The organism is Marinococcus sp. LNSP9103-4 (assembly GCF_056034345.1).
In genome coordinates this window covers 13889-30113 of record NZ_JBQLIA010000004.1, presented here as the reverse complement: position 1 = coordinate 30113, position 16225 = coordinate 13889, and the positions used below count along the sequence as shown (strand labels likewise).

The window sequence follows — 16225 nt, the reverse complement described above, 5'->3', positions numbered from 1 at the left end:
CTACGAGCGCACTTCCTCATGGCCGATCGAAAACGTTCCGCCCGACACGTCCTTGACGTTATGGACGACGATGAACGCATTCGGATCCACTTCTTTAATAACCCGTTTCAAACGAAGCAGACGGTGCGAATGGATAACAATATACAGCACCCGGCGCTGCTCCTTCATATATTCGCCCCGGCCGTCAAAAACGGTCGCACTCGAGGCAAGCTCCTTCGTAATACGCTCCGAAATCTGTTCGGAATACGGTGATACCACATTGAGCGCTTTTTTCGAATCAAAGCCGCCGAGCACAAAGTCAGTGACGACCTTCCCGATGTAGAGCGTAATCAGAGTATACATCGTAGATACCGGCCCGATAATGAAAATCCCTGCAATTACGACGAGCGCGTCCAGGACGAGCGTCATGCCGGTCAGGTCCCAGCCAAGCTGCTGGTTAAAGGCACGGGCGATAATGGACGTGCCGCCAACAGAGCTTCCGGCCTGATAAATAAAACCAAATCCTACACCGGTAATCGCCCCGGCGAAAATCGCAGCAAGCAGCGGATCCTCCATCGGCTGGGCATACATGCCTTCAAAAATCCAGATGAACACTGAAAACAGTGCCACGTTAAAAATCGTTTTATACACCATGTGGCGCGGCAGATAACGGATTCCGACGCCAAGCAGCAGAATAAAAATAATCGGTGTTGAAATACTAGGCGAAATGTCCAGTCCGTAATAAATTAACAGGGACATCCCGACGATGCCGCCCTCGGCAATGGAGTTTGGCATCGCAAGCTGCGTCACCGCGAGCGCAAACAGCAGTGTGCCGATAATAATGTACATTATATTTTTCATACGTTCTTCCCCCCATACATATTTTCAGACAAAACTATATTATAACGTAAAAAAGAGCAGGAACGCAGCCTGCGTTCCTGCCCGCGCTTATTTGCCGCGTTTTTGGTCGAGATTTAAGGTCTTGACAATGCCGACGCACATTAGAATAACAATGACCGACAGCGGCAGCGCACTGACCACGATGGCAGTCTGGAAAGCACTCAGCCCGCCAACCACTAATAGAATCGCAGTGACGGAAACGAAGAATACGCCCCACATGATTTTTATCGATACCGGAGGATTCAGGCTGCCCCCGGTTGTCTGCATCCCGAGCACAAACGTCGCAGAGTCGGCCGTGGTCACGAAAAAGATCGTCACCACGATGATGGCAAACACGGACATAATGCCTCCGAGCGGATACGTTTCAAGCACGTAGAACAGCGCTGTTTCGAGCGACTGCGATGATACCTCGCGTTCTTCGAACAACTCAAGGAAAATCGCGCTTCCGCCAAGCGTGCTGAACCAGAAGAACGAAACGATCGATGGCACGAGCAGTACGCCGGCCATAAATTCACGAATCGTCCGTCCCCTTGAGATCCGGGCCACGAACATACCGACAAACGGTGTCCAGGAAATCCACCAGGCCCAGTAGAAGACGGTCCAGTTTTGGGTCCATGCTGCTTCCTGCTCATCGATCGGATCCATGCGCAGCCCCCATCCGAGGAAGTTCTGCACGTAATCCGACAAGCCGGAAGCAAACATGTTAATTAAAAAGAGCGTCGGCCCGGCGATCAGCATAAACAGCAGCAGGATGCCGGTCAGACTCAGGTTGATGTTACTTAAATATTTAATACCCCGCTGAATTCCCGTGCTTGCTGATGTTACGAAAATAATCGTCACAATCGTCATGATGATGAACTGCACGCCAAGATTGTACGGCACGCCAAAAATAAACTGCAGGCCGGCGTTAATTTGCTGGGAGCCTAGTCCAAGTGAGGCCGCGACTCCGAACAGTGTAGCAAAAACAGCAACGATATCGACCACGTTCGCGACCGGTCCATACGCATATTTTCCGAGCACCGGCCGGAGCGTCGTGCTCATCAGCCCCGGTGCCTGATAGCGGAACTGCTGCAGAGCAAGCGCCAGTGCCACCAGCGCATAGATTGCCCAGGCATGCAGTCCCCAGTGAAGCCACGTCGAGGAAACGCCCCGGATGGCATCACCTTCCGCACCGCCCTCGCCGTGTGGCGGGCTCGAGAAGTGCCCGATCGGTTCGGACACACCGTAAAACAGCAGCCCGATCCCGATACCGGCAGAAAACAGCATCGTAAACCAAGTGAGCCGGTTAAACTCCGGCTTTTCGTCCGGCTTTCCGAGCCGCACCTTTCCGTATTTACTGAAGCCCAGATAAACGGCGAAAATTAACAGAAGCGTCACTAAAATCTGAAAATACCAGCCAAAATGCACAAATACAAATGCCTGGGCAGCAGTCATTGCTGCTTCAAGCTGCGCTGTAAAAAATACGCCGAATGCTAAGAATAGTAGGATAAGAACGATCGACACTTTTAACACAGTCGTCATTTTTCTCATTATGTATGTACCTCCTCCATAGTCTTTCCGCTGCAGTCGTTCACAACGTCCTTCATTATAGAGAAAGCCCTCTGAAAAGAAAAAACGCGTAAGCCGTCAAAAACCCGTGTAAAATCTATGCAATTTTTATTGCACAGATTTTATGGTTCATTATCTTATATTTCCTTCCTTTCTCGCCCTCAGTGACCCCAACCTGCATTTTTGTCTTTTTTTTGAAACGTGATACAGTTAGACGCGTGGAAAACAGAGAAAGCTTTATAAAGGGGGAGCGCCATGAGTGCCTCAGGGGATAAAAACCAGCTGCTTGAACAATTGAATGAAACCGAACGGCAGATTGCCGACCGTATTTCCGACAATATGAATACGTTCGGCGTGTCATCGACGATCGGCCGGCTGCTCGGCATTATTTACATGAACCGCGAGCCGATGACGCTCGATGACCTGGCCGAAGCAACCGGAATGAGCAAGACCCGGATGAGCCAGGTGATGCGCCAGATGATTTCGTTAAACATCGCAGAAAAAGAGCACGTAAAAGGCAGCCGCAAGGAGCATTATAATGTGGAAAACGATTATGTGCAGACGTTTGTGTCCCTGTTTACGACAAACTGGCGGGAAGTGATCAGCAAAAACCGGCAGTTTGCCAACAAGCTGCAGCGAGAAATCGATGAGGTCGCTGCTGCAAGCGATGGTTCAGCGGAGGTAGACCAAAAAATTGCCGAGCTCCGCAAAGAGCTCGACGAATGGGTCGCGTATTATAACTGGATCAACCGTCTCGTTGAATTTTTCGAAAGCGGAGATATTTTCAACGCTGTTCCAATAGAGAGAAACGATAAAGGAGAAGATAAATAATGGGCCAGAAAACAATCATTACAAGCGCCGTCACCGGCGCCGGAGAAACGACAGACAAAAGCAAGCATGTGCCGGTCACGCCGGAAGCTATCGCCCGTGACGCCATCGAAGCAGCCAAAGCAGGAGCCGCGGTCGCCCACATTCACGTCCGCGATCCGAAAACAGGGACCTACAGCTTTGACCCCGCCCTCTTCCAGGAGGTCGTGGAACGCGTCCGCGAAAGCGAAACCGACGTGGTGTTAAACCTCACAGCCGGGGGCGGCGGCGATTTTGTGCCCGATCAGAAGCACCCGGCCACCGGCGGTGACGGCACGTTTGTGCAGACCCCGGAGGAGCGCCATCTCCCCGTGGGGAAATTCCTCCCCGAGATTTGCACCCTTGACTGCGGCAGCCTGAACTTCGGCGACCAGGTGTATCTCGGTCCGGCCGGCTGGCTCCGTAAGCAGGCATCGCTGATCCAGCAAAGCGGCGTGAAGGCGGAAATGGAGTGCTTTGATACCGGTCACGTCCGCTTTGCCAACCAGCTCGTTCGCGAAGGCCTCGTAGACGGCGACCCGCTCTATCAGTTCTGCCTCGGCATTCCGTGGGGCGCGGAAGCAGACGCGGAAACGATGCTTCACATGAAGCATCACCTGCCGGAAGGCGCTAACTGGTCGGCGTTTGGCATCGGCCGCATGCAGATCCCGATGGTCGCCCAGGCAGCCCTTCTTGGCGGTAACGTCCGCGTCGGCCTCGAGGACAATCTTTATCTCGAAAAAGGCGTGCTCGGCACGAATGCCCAGCTCGTCGACAAAGCTGTGCAGCTGCTGCAGACGCTGAACGTAGAACCAATGACCCCGCAGGAAGCGCGCGATACGCTCGGCCTGACGAAACAATCTTAAATTTTTAGGAGGACCTCATGAATCCCACAACAACTACTATTGCCGTCGTTGGAACCGGCGTGATCGGCAACGGCTGGATCGCCCGTTTCCTTGCGCACGGCTTTCACGTTATTGCCTGCGACCCGGCGGAAGGCGCCGAAGAAAAAACCCGCAGCACTGTTACATCGCTTTGGCCGAAGCTGAAGGAAAACGGCATGCACGACGATGCTTCCATCGATAAGCTTACATTTACGACTGACATTTCAGACGCTGCGTCAGACGCTGCCCTTATTCAGGAAAATGTGCCTGAACGCGAAGACATTAAACGAAGCGTGCTCGCCCAGATTGATGCACACGCGCCGGCCGAAAGCATCATCGCTTCGAGCACGTCCGGCTACAAGCCGACGACCCTTCAGACCGACTGTGCCCGCCATCCGGAGCGCGTCATCGTCGCCCACCCGTTTCATCCCGTCTACCTGCTTCCGCTTGTGGAGCTTTCCGGCGGCGAGCAGACGACAGGTACCGAAATGACACGCGCCCAGGAAATATATGAGCTTGCCGGCATGAAGCCGCTTGTCATGAAGGGCGAAGTGGACGGCCATATCGCCGACCGACTGATGGAAGCCCTCTGGCGGGAAGCCCTTCATATTGTTAATGACGGCCATGCCACCACCGAAGAAGTCGACAAAGCGATCGTCTACGGCGCCGGTCTCCGCTGGGCACTCATGGGACCGTTTTTGACCTTCCATCTGGCCGGAGGGGACAAAGGCATGACCCACATGCTCGAGCAGTTCGGTCCGGCCCTGAAAGCCCCGTGGACCAGTCTCGAAGCTCCGGAGCTCACTCCTGAATTGAGCGAAAAAGTGATCGAAGGCACAAATGAACAATCCGGGGACAAAAGCGTCGCCGAGCTTGAAGAGCGCCGCGATGAATTTCTTTTAAAGCTCATGAACCTGCTGCACGATGGCAGCTACTGGCCGGCGGAAAAGGTTGCGAGCCATGACAAATAACCATACAGTCTGGAACGGCCGCGTAGAAAAGGAATGGGTGGACTATAACGGACACATGAATGACGCCGCTTACGCTTTAGTTTTCAGCCGGGCGCTCGATGCGCTGCTTGAAGACGCAGGCCTGACTGCCCGCTTTATCGAACAGGAGCAGTACACCGTATTTACCCTCGAAACGCACCTGCTGTATCTGGCGGAGGCCCGCCAGGATCAGCCGCTCGCCGTATCAGCGGCGATCCTTGATCAGGACGCCAAGCGGCTGCATCTGTGGTTTGAGATGCTTGACGCTCAAAATGAAACAATCGCTACGAGCGAACAAATGGTGATGGGAATGGATCAGTCCGCCGGACGGCCCGCCCCGTTTCCCGAAACGCTTCAGCAGGGATTTGCCGGCGTTCCGGTCCTCTCTCCGGAGAACTGGCCGGCTAAAGCCGGGCGCTCCATTGGGATTAAACGAAAATAATGCAGCATCAGCCGGTACTCTCTTAACGAGTGCCGGCTGATTTTTTATGCTGGACAATTTTCAGCTTAACAAAAGGCTGCGGCAGGAATAGGCACGTAGAGAGAAGAAAGGAGTGGCACCAATGCCCGTATGGAGAACCTACCTGTTGACCGCGCTTCTGCGCGCGTTTCAAATACGACTTCGCCGTTATTCGCCGACCCATATTACCCCGCCTGTGGCAGAGGCGGTCCGCACTGATTCCTACATTGTTGAAACGGCTGCCGGCGCGACGCCCGTGCACATCTATTATCCCGAAAAAGCTGAAGGCACTGCTCTTCCGGTGTTTGTGAATCTGCACGGCGGCGGCTTTTTCATGGGAAGCTATGCCGACGATGAAGGCTGGGGCCGCTATGTCGCCGAGCTGACCCCCTGTGTAGTCGTAAATATTGATTACCACCTGGCCCCGCGCAGCCGGTTTCCGTTTTCCCTGTTTGAAATCCGGGACGTGATCGCATGGCTGCATGCCCATGAGGATTGGCTCGGCCTGAATATGGAACGCTTCGCCCTCGGCGGACACAGTGCCGGCGGAAACATTGCAGCATCAACGCTGCTGCTTTTGCGCGACACCGGGGCGCCGATGCCCGCAGTTCAAATTTTGGACTCGCCGATTCTCGACCTTGCGACTGATCCCCGCGAAAAAGCATTCTTCCCCGGAGCGATTCCCATTTTTGTGGCGGATCTGTTCACGGCAAGCTACCTGGAAACGGGCCAGAGCGCTGCGCACCCGTATATTTCCCCACTCCGTGCGGAATCACTCGAAGGGCTGCCGCCGACGCTTGTGTTCACCCCGGAATACGATTCCCTCGCCCGGGAGGCATTCCGGTACGCAGAGCGCTTGAAGCAGGAAGGCGTGCCGGTGGAGTATCAGATGTTTCCAAAAACCATTCACGCGTTCACCCATGTCGGACGAAAAAGCACCGCAAAAAAAGCGTGGGGACTAGTCGTCTCCACGCTTCAGGCCCGCCTGCTTTAGGCGGGCCTTCGTATTACTCTTCTGGATGCGCCGGCTGCTGATCGAGAATTTCCTTCAGCACCCAGGCGTGATTTCGTTTTACGTCCTCTGACGAAAAGACGAGCGTCACGTCCTTGTCCTGCATCCGCACAATTTCTTTCAGACGCTGCAATTCTTCGCGTTTGAGCTCATCCTGCTCAAGCTCTGCCTTATACGCCTCCTTGAAGCTTTCGAACTTTTTCGGTTCGTCCTCAAGCGCCTTCTGCAGTTCCTTCGATGGGGCAACGCCGTCCACCCATTCATGAATATCGGCACGCACCTCTTCGACTTCATTCGGCCATTCCTTCTCAACAAAAATCCGGTAGCCGTCGTCCGTATCTGCTTTCTTATGAAGCCGCTTGCAGTATATTGGCATAGTAATCATCCTTCATCTGTGTAATTTTAAATCTCTCTTCTCCGCTCTTTCCTTTCCGGGAAAGTGGGCAAACGTGCAAGCGAAAAAATCGGTTCATTTAAAATAAGTTTTTGTTTCCATTAATATTCGAAATATTGATTGGCCTTTGATACTATTATAGTAACAGCATACTGTAACTCAAAGGTGGTCGGCACTCCCTCGCGAAAGGGGGGATGCCGTAATGCTAATAGACGCCGTAACCGTAGCCGCTTCCATTCTAACAGCGATTTACGCCAGCGTAATGTTAGCAGACTATTTTAAGCATAAAAAATAAACCACCTTTGAGTTAGAGCGCTCCAGTGGTTTATTTTTCCCTGAGCCGACCCCTTTGAAGGGTCAGTACTGCTGTTGGCGGTCCGTGTTCGCGCACGGGCCGTTTTTTGTTAAATGAATTATACCACAGGCGGGCGAAGCTATTCAAGCTCCTTCGGCCTGCAGAGTGTTTCCTTTTAACATTCTACTGCCACAAATCCGCAATCCCCTGCAGCGACAGAAATCCTGCCACCAAGGTGACCAACACTGCCACTATCCCAAAGATGAGCATCCAGGCCGGGTGCCTGTATTCCCCGACAATGGACTTTTTCCTGGAAGCCACAAGCACCGAGCCGAGCGTTAATGGTAGAATCAATCCATTTAAAGCGCCGGCTACGATCAACAATGTTACAGGCTCCCCGACAATCGCAAACACGATCGTGGAAAAAGCAATAAAGCCGATGATCAGCCATTTATAATACTTTTCGAGCTGCGGGTGAAAGGAGCGAATAAATGATACGCTCGTATATGCTGACCCAATCACGGAGCTTATCGCAGCGGACCACAGCACCACGCCGAAGATTTTATAGCCGACATTGCCGAGAGCGATCTGAAACACAGAGGCCGCCGGGTTTCCTTCATCAAGCGTATACCCTGCAGACACGACACCCAGCACGGCAAGGAATAAAAGCACTCTCATAACTCCGGTCGTTAAGATGCCAAAATTCGCAGCTTTCGTGACAAGCGGCAGGGCTTCTTTTCCCTTGAATCCACGGTCGATCAGCCGGTGCGCACCGGCAAAGGTAATATAGCCGCCGACGGTTCCGCCAACAAGTGTCACGACCGGGAGCACGAGCGCTGCGTAATCCTCCGGGAAAACACTGCGGACCACTGCTTCTCCCACCGGTGGGTTGGTCGTGATCATCACATAACCCACCATCGTGATCATCACGATACCCAGAATGGGGATAAGGATATCCACTACTTTTTCGGCACTCTTTACAGTAAAAATGATAATGGCAATCACCCCGGTGATCACTGCCCCCACCTGCGGGGAAATACCAAACAGCACGTTAATACCAAGACCTGCCCCGGCCACGTTCCCGATGTTAAAGGCAATACCGCCGAGTACAATGAGCGCCGCTACCAGGTAGCCGAGCCCCGGAAATACCATGTTTGCTACGTCCTGTCCCCGTTTTCCGGAAACGACCAGCACCCGCCAGATATTTAACTGGGCGCCAATATCAATAATAATCGATGCTAAAATGGCAAACGCAAAACTAGCCAAAAACTGGGACGTGAATTCTGTTGTCTGTGTTAAAAATGCCGGTCCGATAGAGGAAGTGGCCATTAAAAAAATGGCTCCCCACAGCACCCGCCGCTGTACGCCTTTTTTCAACAGATCGCTTTGGTTTTGTTCCATCATTCACCGCCGCCTTTCTTCATTCAGTCGGCTGCTGCAGCTGCTCCACTTTATACGAATGGTGAATCGTCTGGTTCCGAACCGGATCGTGCAGTTCAAATTCATAATAATCGGCAAATGCCAGCGATTTAGCTACCGTATTAATCGTTGCTGAAAAAAAGAAATTCCCCTCCGTATTCACCCGCATTGATTCAAACTGCGGCTCCCACTCCTCCGGCGTCATTAAATCAGTCACTTTGCCCTGCTGATACAGCTCTTTTTCTTCCCCGGAGGACGCCCAGCATGTGAAGGTGATCTGGTCCCAATGATCCTTCACGTCGGCATATTTCCATACATCTTTTGCAATAACGTTAGGGTACGCCTGCTTGGACATCGGTACGCTGAATGTTTCCAGCCTGCGGTCTGTATGATCACTGCCTACTGTTACGTAAAGCTCGCCTTCCGCCCAAATCAATACGTATTCTATCTCCCCGCTCGTTTCTCCGTGCTGAACCTGAATCGTATCATCTGTTGTTGGATTATTGTTAGCGATCGGGTATAGCGTTGGAGTTGTTTCAGGCGTTGGCACTCCGAGTTTGGCGAGCTCATCGATATGCTCCTGCACCTTATCCTGATCGCTCCCTGCATACCCGGCATTAAAAACCCGGTTCACCTGTACACCGATCTTGTTTCCAGAGGACTGCTCATGTAACGTCAGATAATTTTTCATAGGATAACTCTCCCCCTTTTCATGAAAATCGTTATTCATACAACTCCGGCACCCGACTGTCAAAAACCGGGACGTTTTTGCGAACATCTGCTACATTGGAGAGATCCAGGGTTTCCCGGAGCGTTTCCTCCTGCTCTACGCTCCCCTTCTGCAGCACGTTGCCCCACGGATCTATAAAGGCCGAGGATCCGGCGAATGTAATACCATCGTACGAGCCCGGACGATTGCACGTCACGACATACATCTGGTTTTCCACCGCCCGCGCTATATTCAGTACGTCCCAGTGACTCCGGCGGCTGTCGGGCCATTCCGCCGGAATAAACAGCAGCTCACACCCCTGCAGAGCGAGGCTCCGGATAATTTCCGGAAAACGAAGGTCATAGCAGATTACGACCCCCATTTTGATTCCGTTAATCTCAAACACCTTCACCGGCTCGCGCCCCCCGCTTAAGTACGCCGGCTCGTTCAGCATCGGCACGAGATGGATTTTGTCATAATCATATACAAGCTCCCCTGTGTTATCTATCACCACGGCCCGGTTATACACCTTCCCGTTTTCTTTTACCGCGATCGACCCTCCCATGATATGAACATCATAGTGTTTCGCCGCCTCCTGCAAAAAACGGATCGTTTCGCTGTCCGCCGGATCCTCCGCAATACCCTGGAGCTCCGGCAGCGTATACGCGGTCGTCCACATCTCCGGAAGCATAACTAGATCCACCTCGCCAAGCTCCTGCTCCCTAAGCCACCGGCTTACCTTTTCCCGGTTCGCTTCCGGGTCTCCCGCCACAATATCCATCTGATAAACGGCAATATTCATCGTTTTCCTCCTCTTGTATATGTATCCTATTACGATTCAATATACCACCCGGCGCTGACGGAGAAACAGGGCCTATTCTCCGGTACTTATTTTATTTACCCTTCGGAACCTTTATGCTTAACTGTAGCGGAAATTATACAAACTCTTAAAAAAGAAAGCGGGTGAAACCATGCTTCATATGCTGTTTCGCATGATGCCGGCATCGGTAAAACGGCTGCTCAGCATGTCCTCCCGCCAGCGCTGGCACGAAACGCGTGCCAGCCTGTGGGTGCTGCCGGCTATTTATATTATTATCGCTTCTCTTTTATCCATTCTCTCGTTTTGGATCGAATTCAGCCTCCGGCCGGGATGGACGCTTTTGTCAGCATTCACGACAGAGTACTCGCTCATCACCCAGACGATGTACAGCACCATGTTGTCCGGGGTGCTGTCGCTCAACGCGTTCACCTTTAACTCAATGCTGATGGTGCTCACGAACATGTCGAACCAGTTCACGCCGCGGGTGCTGCTCAACTTTATTTTAACCGCCGCACCCAGCACGCAATCGGGATCTTTAACCTCTGTTTCTTCTATCTGCTGATCGTATTTTTCTTTTTGGATTCCTCCATCAGCCAGTACACGGTTTTTCCGATTGCAGGTGTGCTCATGACGGCCTTTTCGGTGCTGAACTTTATTTTGTTTATTAATCACGCCACCAAATGGATGCAGCCGCCAAGCATTACGACAGACATGAAAAAACAGTCCGAGGAGCGGATTTTAAACACGCTTTACTACGACCTTGAAAAATACCGGGCCGACAACCCGGACCACCTCAGCCTTTCCTATCTGCCGCAGGAGAAACAGGACCAGGCAACAAAGGTGGCGTGCGAGACGTCCGGCTACCTGCAGATTATCGATTTTGGCAAGCTGATCCAGGAAGCCCAAAAGGACGGCCTCGTAATTCAGCTGCACTGCAATATCGGTGATTTCCTGCTGCCCGATTTGACACTCTTTTCCTACTGGACGACCGAGGGTACCACCGTGGACGAAGTGGATGAGCAGAAATACCGGCGCATGCTGTTTCTCGGTGACCGGCAGAACGAAATTCAGGATCTCGGATTCGGGGTCCAGAAGCTGAAGGATATCGCTGTGAAGGCGGTAGCCAACGATGAACCGGGGACACTTAAAGACACGCTATATCAGCTGATTGACCTGCTGCTTTCCATCGCCAAAGTCACCTCGTTCACACCGTATTTGTCCGACGGGGAAAACGCGCTCCGCGTCGTCATGAAGCAGGAGTATTTTGACGATTACCTGTATACGGCCTTTGGACACATCAGTGTTTATGTGAAAAACGACCCCGTTCTTACCAATATGCTGCTTGAAACGCTTGTGCTGTTAGCCCGCTCGCTGCCGGAGGATAAAAAACAAATCTGCTGGAGCTACGGCCAGGTGGTCGCCCAGTCATTCGCGGAAAAATTCGCCTATGAATTTGAAAAGCGCTCCTTTTACAGCCACCTGCGGACGCTTTCGATCGAAGCCCGTGACCCGAAGACCTTTCAACAGCTGGTGCAGGAATTTATCGAAAAAGGTACGCTGCCCGCAACGTATAAAGAAAATTACAGATAATAAGAGGGAGGCTTCTCTATGACTAAAGCTGACGAATGGATCCGAGAACTGCAGCTTGAACCGCACCCGGAGGGCGGCTTTTTCCGGCAGACGATGAAGTCGGAGGAGACAGTCACTACGCCTAATGGCAGAACCCGCGCCCAGTACACGAGTATTCATTTTCTCGTCCGCTCCGGTGAGCCTTCCCGTCTCCATCAGCTGCAGGCGGACGAAATGTGGTATTACCATACCGGCGCTCCGCTTGACGTGCATATGATTCATCCGGAGAGCGGGCACCATGAAATTATGACGCTTGGACCGAACCCCGCCAATGGCGAAGTGCTTCAGGGCGTCGTGCCAAAGGGAACTATTTTCGGTGCCGAAGTCCGCAAACCGGAGCAGTTCGCACTTGTCAGCTGCGTCGTCGTTCCCGGCTTTGACTTTGCCGACTTCGAGCTGCTCGCGCGTGACGAACTCACCGCTGAATATCCCAAACACCAGGAAGTAATTGAGCGGCTGACTTGATCAAGCGCAAAAAAAGCCCATGTAGACCTTGCCTGCGCGGGCTTTCTTGCGTTAAGACGTATATTTTTCATCCCGGCGCCCTGCGTATTCGTTTATCGCTTCAGCCGGGAGCGGCGGGCTGTAGTAATAGCCCTGGTATTCTTGGCACGCTTTTTCCGAGAGGAGGCTCAACTGCGAGCTTTTTTCGATTCCCTCTGCGATCACGTTAAAGCCAAGACGTTGGGCCATATGGATAATGCTTTCCACGATCGCTTCCTCGCGCTGCCCGTCCTCGATGTTGTCCATAAACGATTTATCGATCTTAAGTGTATTCAATGGAAAGTCCTTCAGGTAGCTGAGCGATGAGTAGCCGGTGCCAAAATCATCAAGAGAGATGCGGATACCCCTGGCCCGAATGCTTTCCATCAGAGGCACCGACCGTTCCGGATCCTGCACAATGCTTTCCGTCAGCTCAAGCTCCAGGTATTCCGGGGGAAGGCCGGTATTTTCAAGAATTTCCATAACCATATTCAAAAAGTCCGGCTGCTGGAACTGAAGGGTGGAAATATTCACTGACATTCTGGTTACCGTGCTTCCGGCTTTTTTCCATTCTGCCATCTGCCGGCACGCCTCCTGTAGAATCCAGCGCCCGAGCGGGATGATGAGTCCGGTTTCTTCAGCAAGCGGAATAAATTCTCCCGGCGGCACCATTCCGAGCTCCGGGTGCCTCCAACGCACAAGTGCTTCATAGCCCTTTATTTCTCCGCTGACAACGTCCACCTGCGGCTGATAGTACAACAAAAATTCTTCGGTGATGATGCCCTTCCTAAGTCCGGACTCGAGCAGCATTTTTTTGGACACCTCTTCATTCATATCGGCCGTGAAGAAGAAGTACTGATTTGCGCCGCTGCTTTTCGCTTTGTACATCGCCGTATCGGCATGCTTTAGCAGGTCCTCCGCTGTTTCCCCGTCCTCCGGATACACACTGATGCCAATCGAGGCGGAAATAAACAACTCATTTTTCTCTATTGTGACCGGTTCATTCAATACCTGTACCAGCGAATGAGCCGTGTTCCCTGCCCCGTAGCCGGTAGACTCCGGCAAAATAACCACAAATTCATCCCCGCTCTGCCTGGCCAGAAAATCCGTTTCCCGCAGACGCTTTTTCATCCGTTCAGCGGCAATAATTAAAAGCTCATCACCAATACGGTGCCCGTAGACGTCGTTTACATTTTTAAACCGGTCCAGGTCAACAAACAGCACGGCCAAATTCGCCTGAGACAGCTGCTCAAGCATATGGGTAAGATGCTCGTTCAGCATACGCCGGTTCGGCAGCCGGGTTAAATCATCCCGGTAAATCAGCTCCTGGATACGTTCATTCTGTTTGATACGCTCCGAAATATCGCGCACAATTCCGGTATATACTTTTTGGCCCCCGCTTCCCTGCCGGGAAAAGGAAAGCTCGAGCGGAAATGTCCAGCCATCGCAGTGCAGCCCTTCCAGCTCAACGAGTGAGGCACTTTCCACATCCTCGCCGGTTTGATGAAAATACTCCACCCTTCTTTGATACGCACTTGGAATAATCGTTGAAAGCGGCTCGCCGATAATATCTGCCTGCCGGTGTCCGAAAATACGCTCTGCCGCATCATTCCAGGATACAATTTTCATATCCATATTGGACGTAATAATTGCATCGTTCGCCGTATGAATAATGCCCCGGTACAAATCATCGATGTAATCCAGCTCGTCTTTCTTAAATTCGATCTGACGTTCAAAAACAGCCACAATGGTCGTAATAACTAAAATCATCATAATTCCAATACCGATAAAAATGGACAAAAGCTCCGTTTGAACGGCAGTGCCATCCATTCCCATTCCGGCGCTTCCGTGTTCAAATGACGCTCCGGCCATGCCTGTATAATGCATGCCTGCAATAGCCGCTCCCATCAAAAGCGAACTTCCGATAAAGCCGATCTCCTTCCAGAGGCGTTTTTGAATGGACGGCACGACCGAAAGCAGCCGCAGAGCGGTAAACGATGCCAGATAGGCAATCACGACGGATATTATCACAAGTACCGGGCTGTACTTTATCTCTGCATTCATCTGCATCGCTGCCATGCCGATATAGTGCATCGACACAATGCCGCTTCCGATAAAAACAGCGCCAAGCAGGTGCCACCGGAGACCCGGTTTGAAAAATTGCAGAATCAGAAAAGCCAGCCAGCTGGCCCCCACCGCCATCACAATGCTCAGCACAAGCAGCCCCGGGTCATATGTAACCGGCATACCCACATCAAGTGCGAGCATAGCAATAAAATGCATCGACCAGATACCGCCGCCGAGACACAAACCGCCGCTCATGGCCCAGACGGCTTTATGCTTCGATCCGGCCGCTTTTAGTCGGCCGGCGGCGTGAAAGGCTGTATAGGAGGCAAATGCCGCAATCAAAACAGACAGCACCACTAGTCCAGGACTGTACGATTCATAAGTAAGCTCCACCACGTTCACCCCGAATTCATAGCATTTTCCAAGCATAGAATATTACACATCTATGTCTTTTATCGGCAGAACCATGAATATAGTTGAATCCCAGTCAAGCAAGTACAGTGTTAGTGCTTTATGACTAATGCCCGGGCTTTTCAACGTATCGTTCGTTATTACTTATTTTCATCTTTTCGTTCCTGTTCCTTTTTTTGGATCAAAGAGGTGCTATCATTGGGATAAAACTCTTGTTTGAATCTAAAGTTCAGCTTGGGCCAAGCAGCGACGGGGGATGCTATGCTGTCAGGATTTTTTATTAATATAACTATTCTTATATCGTTTATCTATTTGTTTCACCGCCTGCTTTATAAAACACCTTTAAGCACGGCTTCACCAGTAAAACAAAAAATAGCTGCCGGTGCCGCCAGTGGGATGCTGGGGCTTGTCCTGCTTGCCTATACCATTCCGCTGAACGAAACGACTATCATCGACCTCCGGCTCGTGCCGGTTACGTTGATGGCTGTCTTTGGAGGCTGGGTGCCGACTATTATCACCGGAATTATTATCGCAGCCGGACGGCTGCTCATCGACTTCAGCCCTTCTTCCTTCCCTGCCCTGCTCCTCATTGCTATAAGCGTAGTGTCAGGCGGAATCGTCCATACTGCCGTGAAAAATATCTGGCGGCGGGCGGCCTGGATGATTGGACTCACCACTCTTTATATGGCAGTGATGCTTTCCATACTGATGCCGTTAACGGTCTCGCTTCCTGTTTCGGCGTTTTATTTCCTCGCCTCTCTTACAGGTACAGGTGTTTCTGTTTACATGTTTGTTCATTTAAATAAAGTGAACCAGATGTTTAACCGCTACCAGTACCAGGCGTACCGGGACAATTTAACGGCGCTGTACAACCAGCGCGCCTTCCAGGAGCTTCTCGGGCAGGCCGCAGAGGAATATCCCTCAAGCAGCCGCTCCCTGTCGCTTTTAGTGCTTGATATCGACTATTTTAAGCAAATCAATGATACGCACGGACACCTCGAGGGCGATATGGTTTTAAAGCAGCTCAGCCATGTAATAGTTGCTGCTGTTCGTCCAGATGATGTCGCCTTCCGAATCGGCGGCGAAGAATTCGGAGTGATTCTTTACGATTGCGACGAGACCCATGCGCTGACAATCGCAGAGCGCATCCGCGCCGATGTCGCCCGCACCCCATTTATCGTTGCCGGACGCCCCGCTCCCCTGTTCATCACCATTTCGATTGGGCTTGGAGCCTACCCGGCCTCCGGAAAAAACGTTCATGCTTTGTATGATCTGGCGGACCAAGCGCTGTACCAGGCAAAACGAGAGGGTCGCAACTGTGTTTGTTCCGCTGGTGCGGCGGGGTTAATATAACAAAAAGCTGCCCGTTCAACGGACAGC

At 52.0% G+C, this 16225-nt stretch carries 14 protein-coding genes and 1 pseudogene; 8 read left to right on the top strand and 7 right to left on the bottom strand.

What is annotated here, in order from left to right; translation table 11 throughout:
* Together ACTRXG_RS03955 and ACTRXG_RS03950 are read right to left on the bottom strand one after the other, a co-directional pair.
* Positions 1 to 840: a YitT family protein gene (locus ACTRXG_RS03955; RefSeq protein WP_474284088.1), complete on the bottom strand. Its 840-nt coding sequence runs from the start codon at positions 838 to 840 to the stop codon at positions 1 to 3.
* Positions 841 to 927: 87 nt separating this feature from the next.
* Positions 928 to 2409 (bottom strand): BCCT family transporter, encoded by a 1482-nt coding sequence (locus tag ACTRXG_RS03950; RefSeq protein ID WP_474284087.1) that lies wholly within the window; start codon positions 2407 to 2409, stop codon positions 928 to 930.
* A gap of 273 nt (positions 2410 to 2682) precedes the next feature.
* On the opposite strand from ACTRXG_RS03950, the gene ACTRXG_RS03945 reads away from it, so the two are divergent.
* The 5 genes from ACTRXG_RS03945 to ACTRXG_RS03925 all read left to right on the top strand — a co-directional run bounded on the left by ACTRXG_RS03945 (position 2683) and on the right by ACTRXG_RS03925 (position 6600).
* Positions 2683 to 3258: a GbsR/MarR family transcriptional regulator gene (locus tag ACTRXG_RS03945; RefSeq protein ID WP_474284086.1), complete on the top strand. Its 576-nt coding sequence runs from the start codon at positions 2683 to 2685 to the stop codon at positions 3256 to 3258.
* Positions 3258 to 4139: a beta-keto acid cleavage family enzyme gene (locus tag ACTRXG_RS03940; protein WP_474284085.1), complete on the top strand. Its 882-nt coding sequence runs from the start codon at positions 3258 to 3260 to the stop codon at positions 4137 to 4139. Before ACTRXG_RS03945 ends, ACTRXG_RS03940 begins: the two co-directional genes overlap by 1 nt.
* A gap of 17 nt (positions 4140 to 4156) precedes the next feature.
* On the top strand, positions 4157 to 5128 hold the full coding sequence (locus ACTRXG_RS03935; RefSeq protein WP_474284084.1) for a 3-hydroxyacyl-CoA dehydrogenase NAD-binding domain-containing protein: 972 nt from the start codon (positions 4157 to 4159) through the stop codon (positions 5126 to 5128).
* Complete coding sequence (locus tag ACTRXG_RS03930) at positions 5118 to 5588, top strand: thioesterase family protein (RefSeq protein WP_474284083.1); 471 nt, start codon at positions 5118 to 5120, stop codon at positions 5586 to 5588. Before ACTRXG_RS03935 ends, ACTRXG_RS03930 begins: the two co-directional genes overlap by 11 nt.
* A 121-nt stretch (positions 5589 to 5709) precedes the next feature.
* On the top strand, positions 5710 to 6600 hold the full coding sequence (locus ACTRXG_RS03925; protein WP_474284082.1) for an alpha/beta hydrolase: 891 nt from the start codon (positions 5710 to 5712) through the stop codon (positions 6598 to 6600).
* A gap of 13 nt (positions 6601 to 6613) precedes the next feature.
* On the opposite strand, the gene ACTRXG_RS03920 is transcribed toward ACTRXG_RS03925, so the two are convergent.
* The 4 genes from ACTRXG_RS03920 to ACTRXG_RS03905 all read right to left on the bottom strand — a co-directional run bounded on the left by ACTRXG_RS03920 (position 6614) and on the right by ACTRXG_RS03905 (position 10237).
* Complete coding sequence (locus ACTRXG_RS03920; protein ID WP_322526944.1) at positions 6614 to 6994, bottom strand: DUF488 domain-containing protein; 381 nt, start codon at positions 6992 to 6994, stop codon at positions 6614 to 6616.
* Between the two features lie 496 nt (positions 6995 to 7490).
* Entirely contained in the window at positions 7491 to 8711 is a 1221-nt protein-coding gene (locus ACTRXG_RS03915; protein ID WP_474284081.1) for an NRAMP family divalent metal transporter, read from the bottom strand.
* Between the two features lie 16 nt (positions 8712 to 8727).
* Positions 8728 to 9417: a DUF2848 domain-containing protein gene (locus tag ACTRXG_RS03910; protein WP_474284080.1), complete on the bottom strand. Its 690-nt coding sequence runs from the start codon at positions 9415 to 9417 to the stop codon at positions 8728 to 8730.
* Between the two features lie 31 nt (positions 9418 to 9448).
* On the bottom strand, positions 9449 to 10237 hold the full coding sequence (locus ACTRXG_RS03905) for a carbon-nitrogen family hydrolase (protein ID WP_474284079.1): 789 nt from the start codon (positions 10235 to 10237) through the stop codon (positions 9449 to 9451).
* 169 nt (positions 10238 to 10406) lie between these two features.
* Between ACTRXG_RS03905 and ACTRXG_RS03900 the strand changes: the two are divergent.
* Together ACTRXG_RS03900 and ACTRXG_RS03895 are read left to right on the top strand one after the other, a co-directional pair.
* A pseudogene (locus ACTRXG_RS03900) lies at positions 10407 to 11845 on the top strand (DUF2254 domain-containing protein).
* Between the two features lie 18 nt (positions 11846 to 11863).
* Positions 11864 to 12349 carry a cupin domain-containing protein gene (locus ACTRXG_RS03895; protein ID WP_474284078.1) on the top strand — a complete coding sequence of 162 codons (486 nt, stop codon included), beginning with the start codon at positions 11864 to 11866 and terminating at the stop codon, positions 12347 to 12349.
* Positions 12350 to 12400: 51 nt separating this feature from the next.
* Here ACTRXG_RS03895 and ACTRXG_RS03890 read toward each other — a convergent pair whose 3' ends face one another.
* Positions 12401 to 14863: an EAL domain-containing protein gene (locus tag ACTRXG_RS03890; RefSeq protein ID WP_474280892.1), complete on the bottom strand. Its 2463-nt coding sequence runs from the start codon at positions 14861 to 14863 to the stop codon at positions 12401 to 12403.
* A gap of 243 nt (positions 14864 to 15106) precedes the next feature.
* On the opposite strand from ACTRXG_RS03890, the gene ACTRXG_RS03885 reads away from it, so the two are divergent.
* The gene (locus ACTRXG_RS03885; protein WP_474284077.1) at positions 15107 to 16198 is read left to right on the top strand and encodes a diguanylate cyclase; all 1092 of its coding nucleotides are present in this window, start codon (positions 15107 to 15109) and stop codon (positions 16196 to 16198) included.
* Positions 16199 to 16225: the final 27 nt, after the last annotated feature.

Coding starts and splice junctions, on each gene's coding strand:
- ACTRXG_RS03955 (WP_474284088.1), bottom strand. CDS start 840: ATGAAAAATATAATGTACATTATTATCGGCACACTGCTGTTTGCGCTC.
- ACTRXG_RS03950 (WP_474284087.1), bottom strand. CDS start 2,409: ATGAGAAAAATGACGACTGTGTTAAAAGTGTCGATCGTTCTTATCCTA.
- ACTRXG_RS03945 (WP_474284086.1), top strand. CDS start 2,683: ATGAGTGCCTCAGGGGATAAAAACCAGCTGCTTGAACAATTGAATGAA.
- ACTRXG_RS03940 (WP_474284085.1), top strand. CDS start 3,258: ATGGGCCAGAAAACAATCATTACAAGCGCCGTCACCGGCGCCGGAGAA.
- ACTRXG_RS03935 (WP_474284084.1), top strand. CDS start 4,157: ATGAATCCCACAACAACTACTATTGCCGTCGTTGGAACCGGCGTGATC.
- ACTRXG_RS03930 (WP_474284083.1), top strand. CDS start 5,118: ATGACAAATAACCATACAGTCTGGAACGGCCGCGTAGAAAAGGAATGG.
- ACTRXG_RS03925 (WP_474284082.1), top strand. CDS start 5,710: ATGCCCGTATGGAGAACCTACCTGTTGACCGCGCTTCTGCGCGCGTTT.
- ACTRXG_RS03920 (WP_322526944.1), bottom strand. CDS start 6,994: ATGCCAATATACTGCAAGCGGCTTCATAAGAAAGCAGATACGGACGAC.
- ACTRXG_RS03915 (WP_474284081.1), bottom strand. CDS start 8,711: ATGATGGAACAAAACCAAAGCGATCTGTTGAAAAAAGGCGTACAGCGG.
- ACTRXG_RS03910 (WP_474284080.1), bottom strand. CDS start 9,417: ATGAAAAATTATCTGACGTTACATGAGCAGTCCTCTGGAAACAAGATC.
- ACTRXG_RS03905 (WP_474284079.1), bottom strand. CDS start 10,237: ATGAATATTGCCGTTTATCAGATGGATATTGTGGCGGGAGACCCGGAA.
- ACTRXG_RS03895 (WP_474284078.1), top strand. CDS start 11,864: ATGACTAAAGCTGACGAATGGATCCGAGAACTGCAGCTTGAACCGCAC.
- ACTRXG_RS03890 (WP_474280892.1), bottom strand. CDS start 14,863: ATGCTTGGAAAATGCTATGAATTCGGGGTGAACGTGGTGGAGCTTACT.
- ACTRXG_RS03885 (WP_474284077.1), top strand. CDS start 15,107: ATGCTGTCAGGATTTTTTATTAATATAACTATTCTTATATCGTTTATC.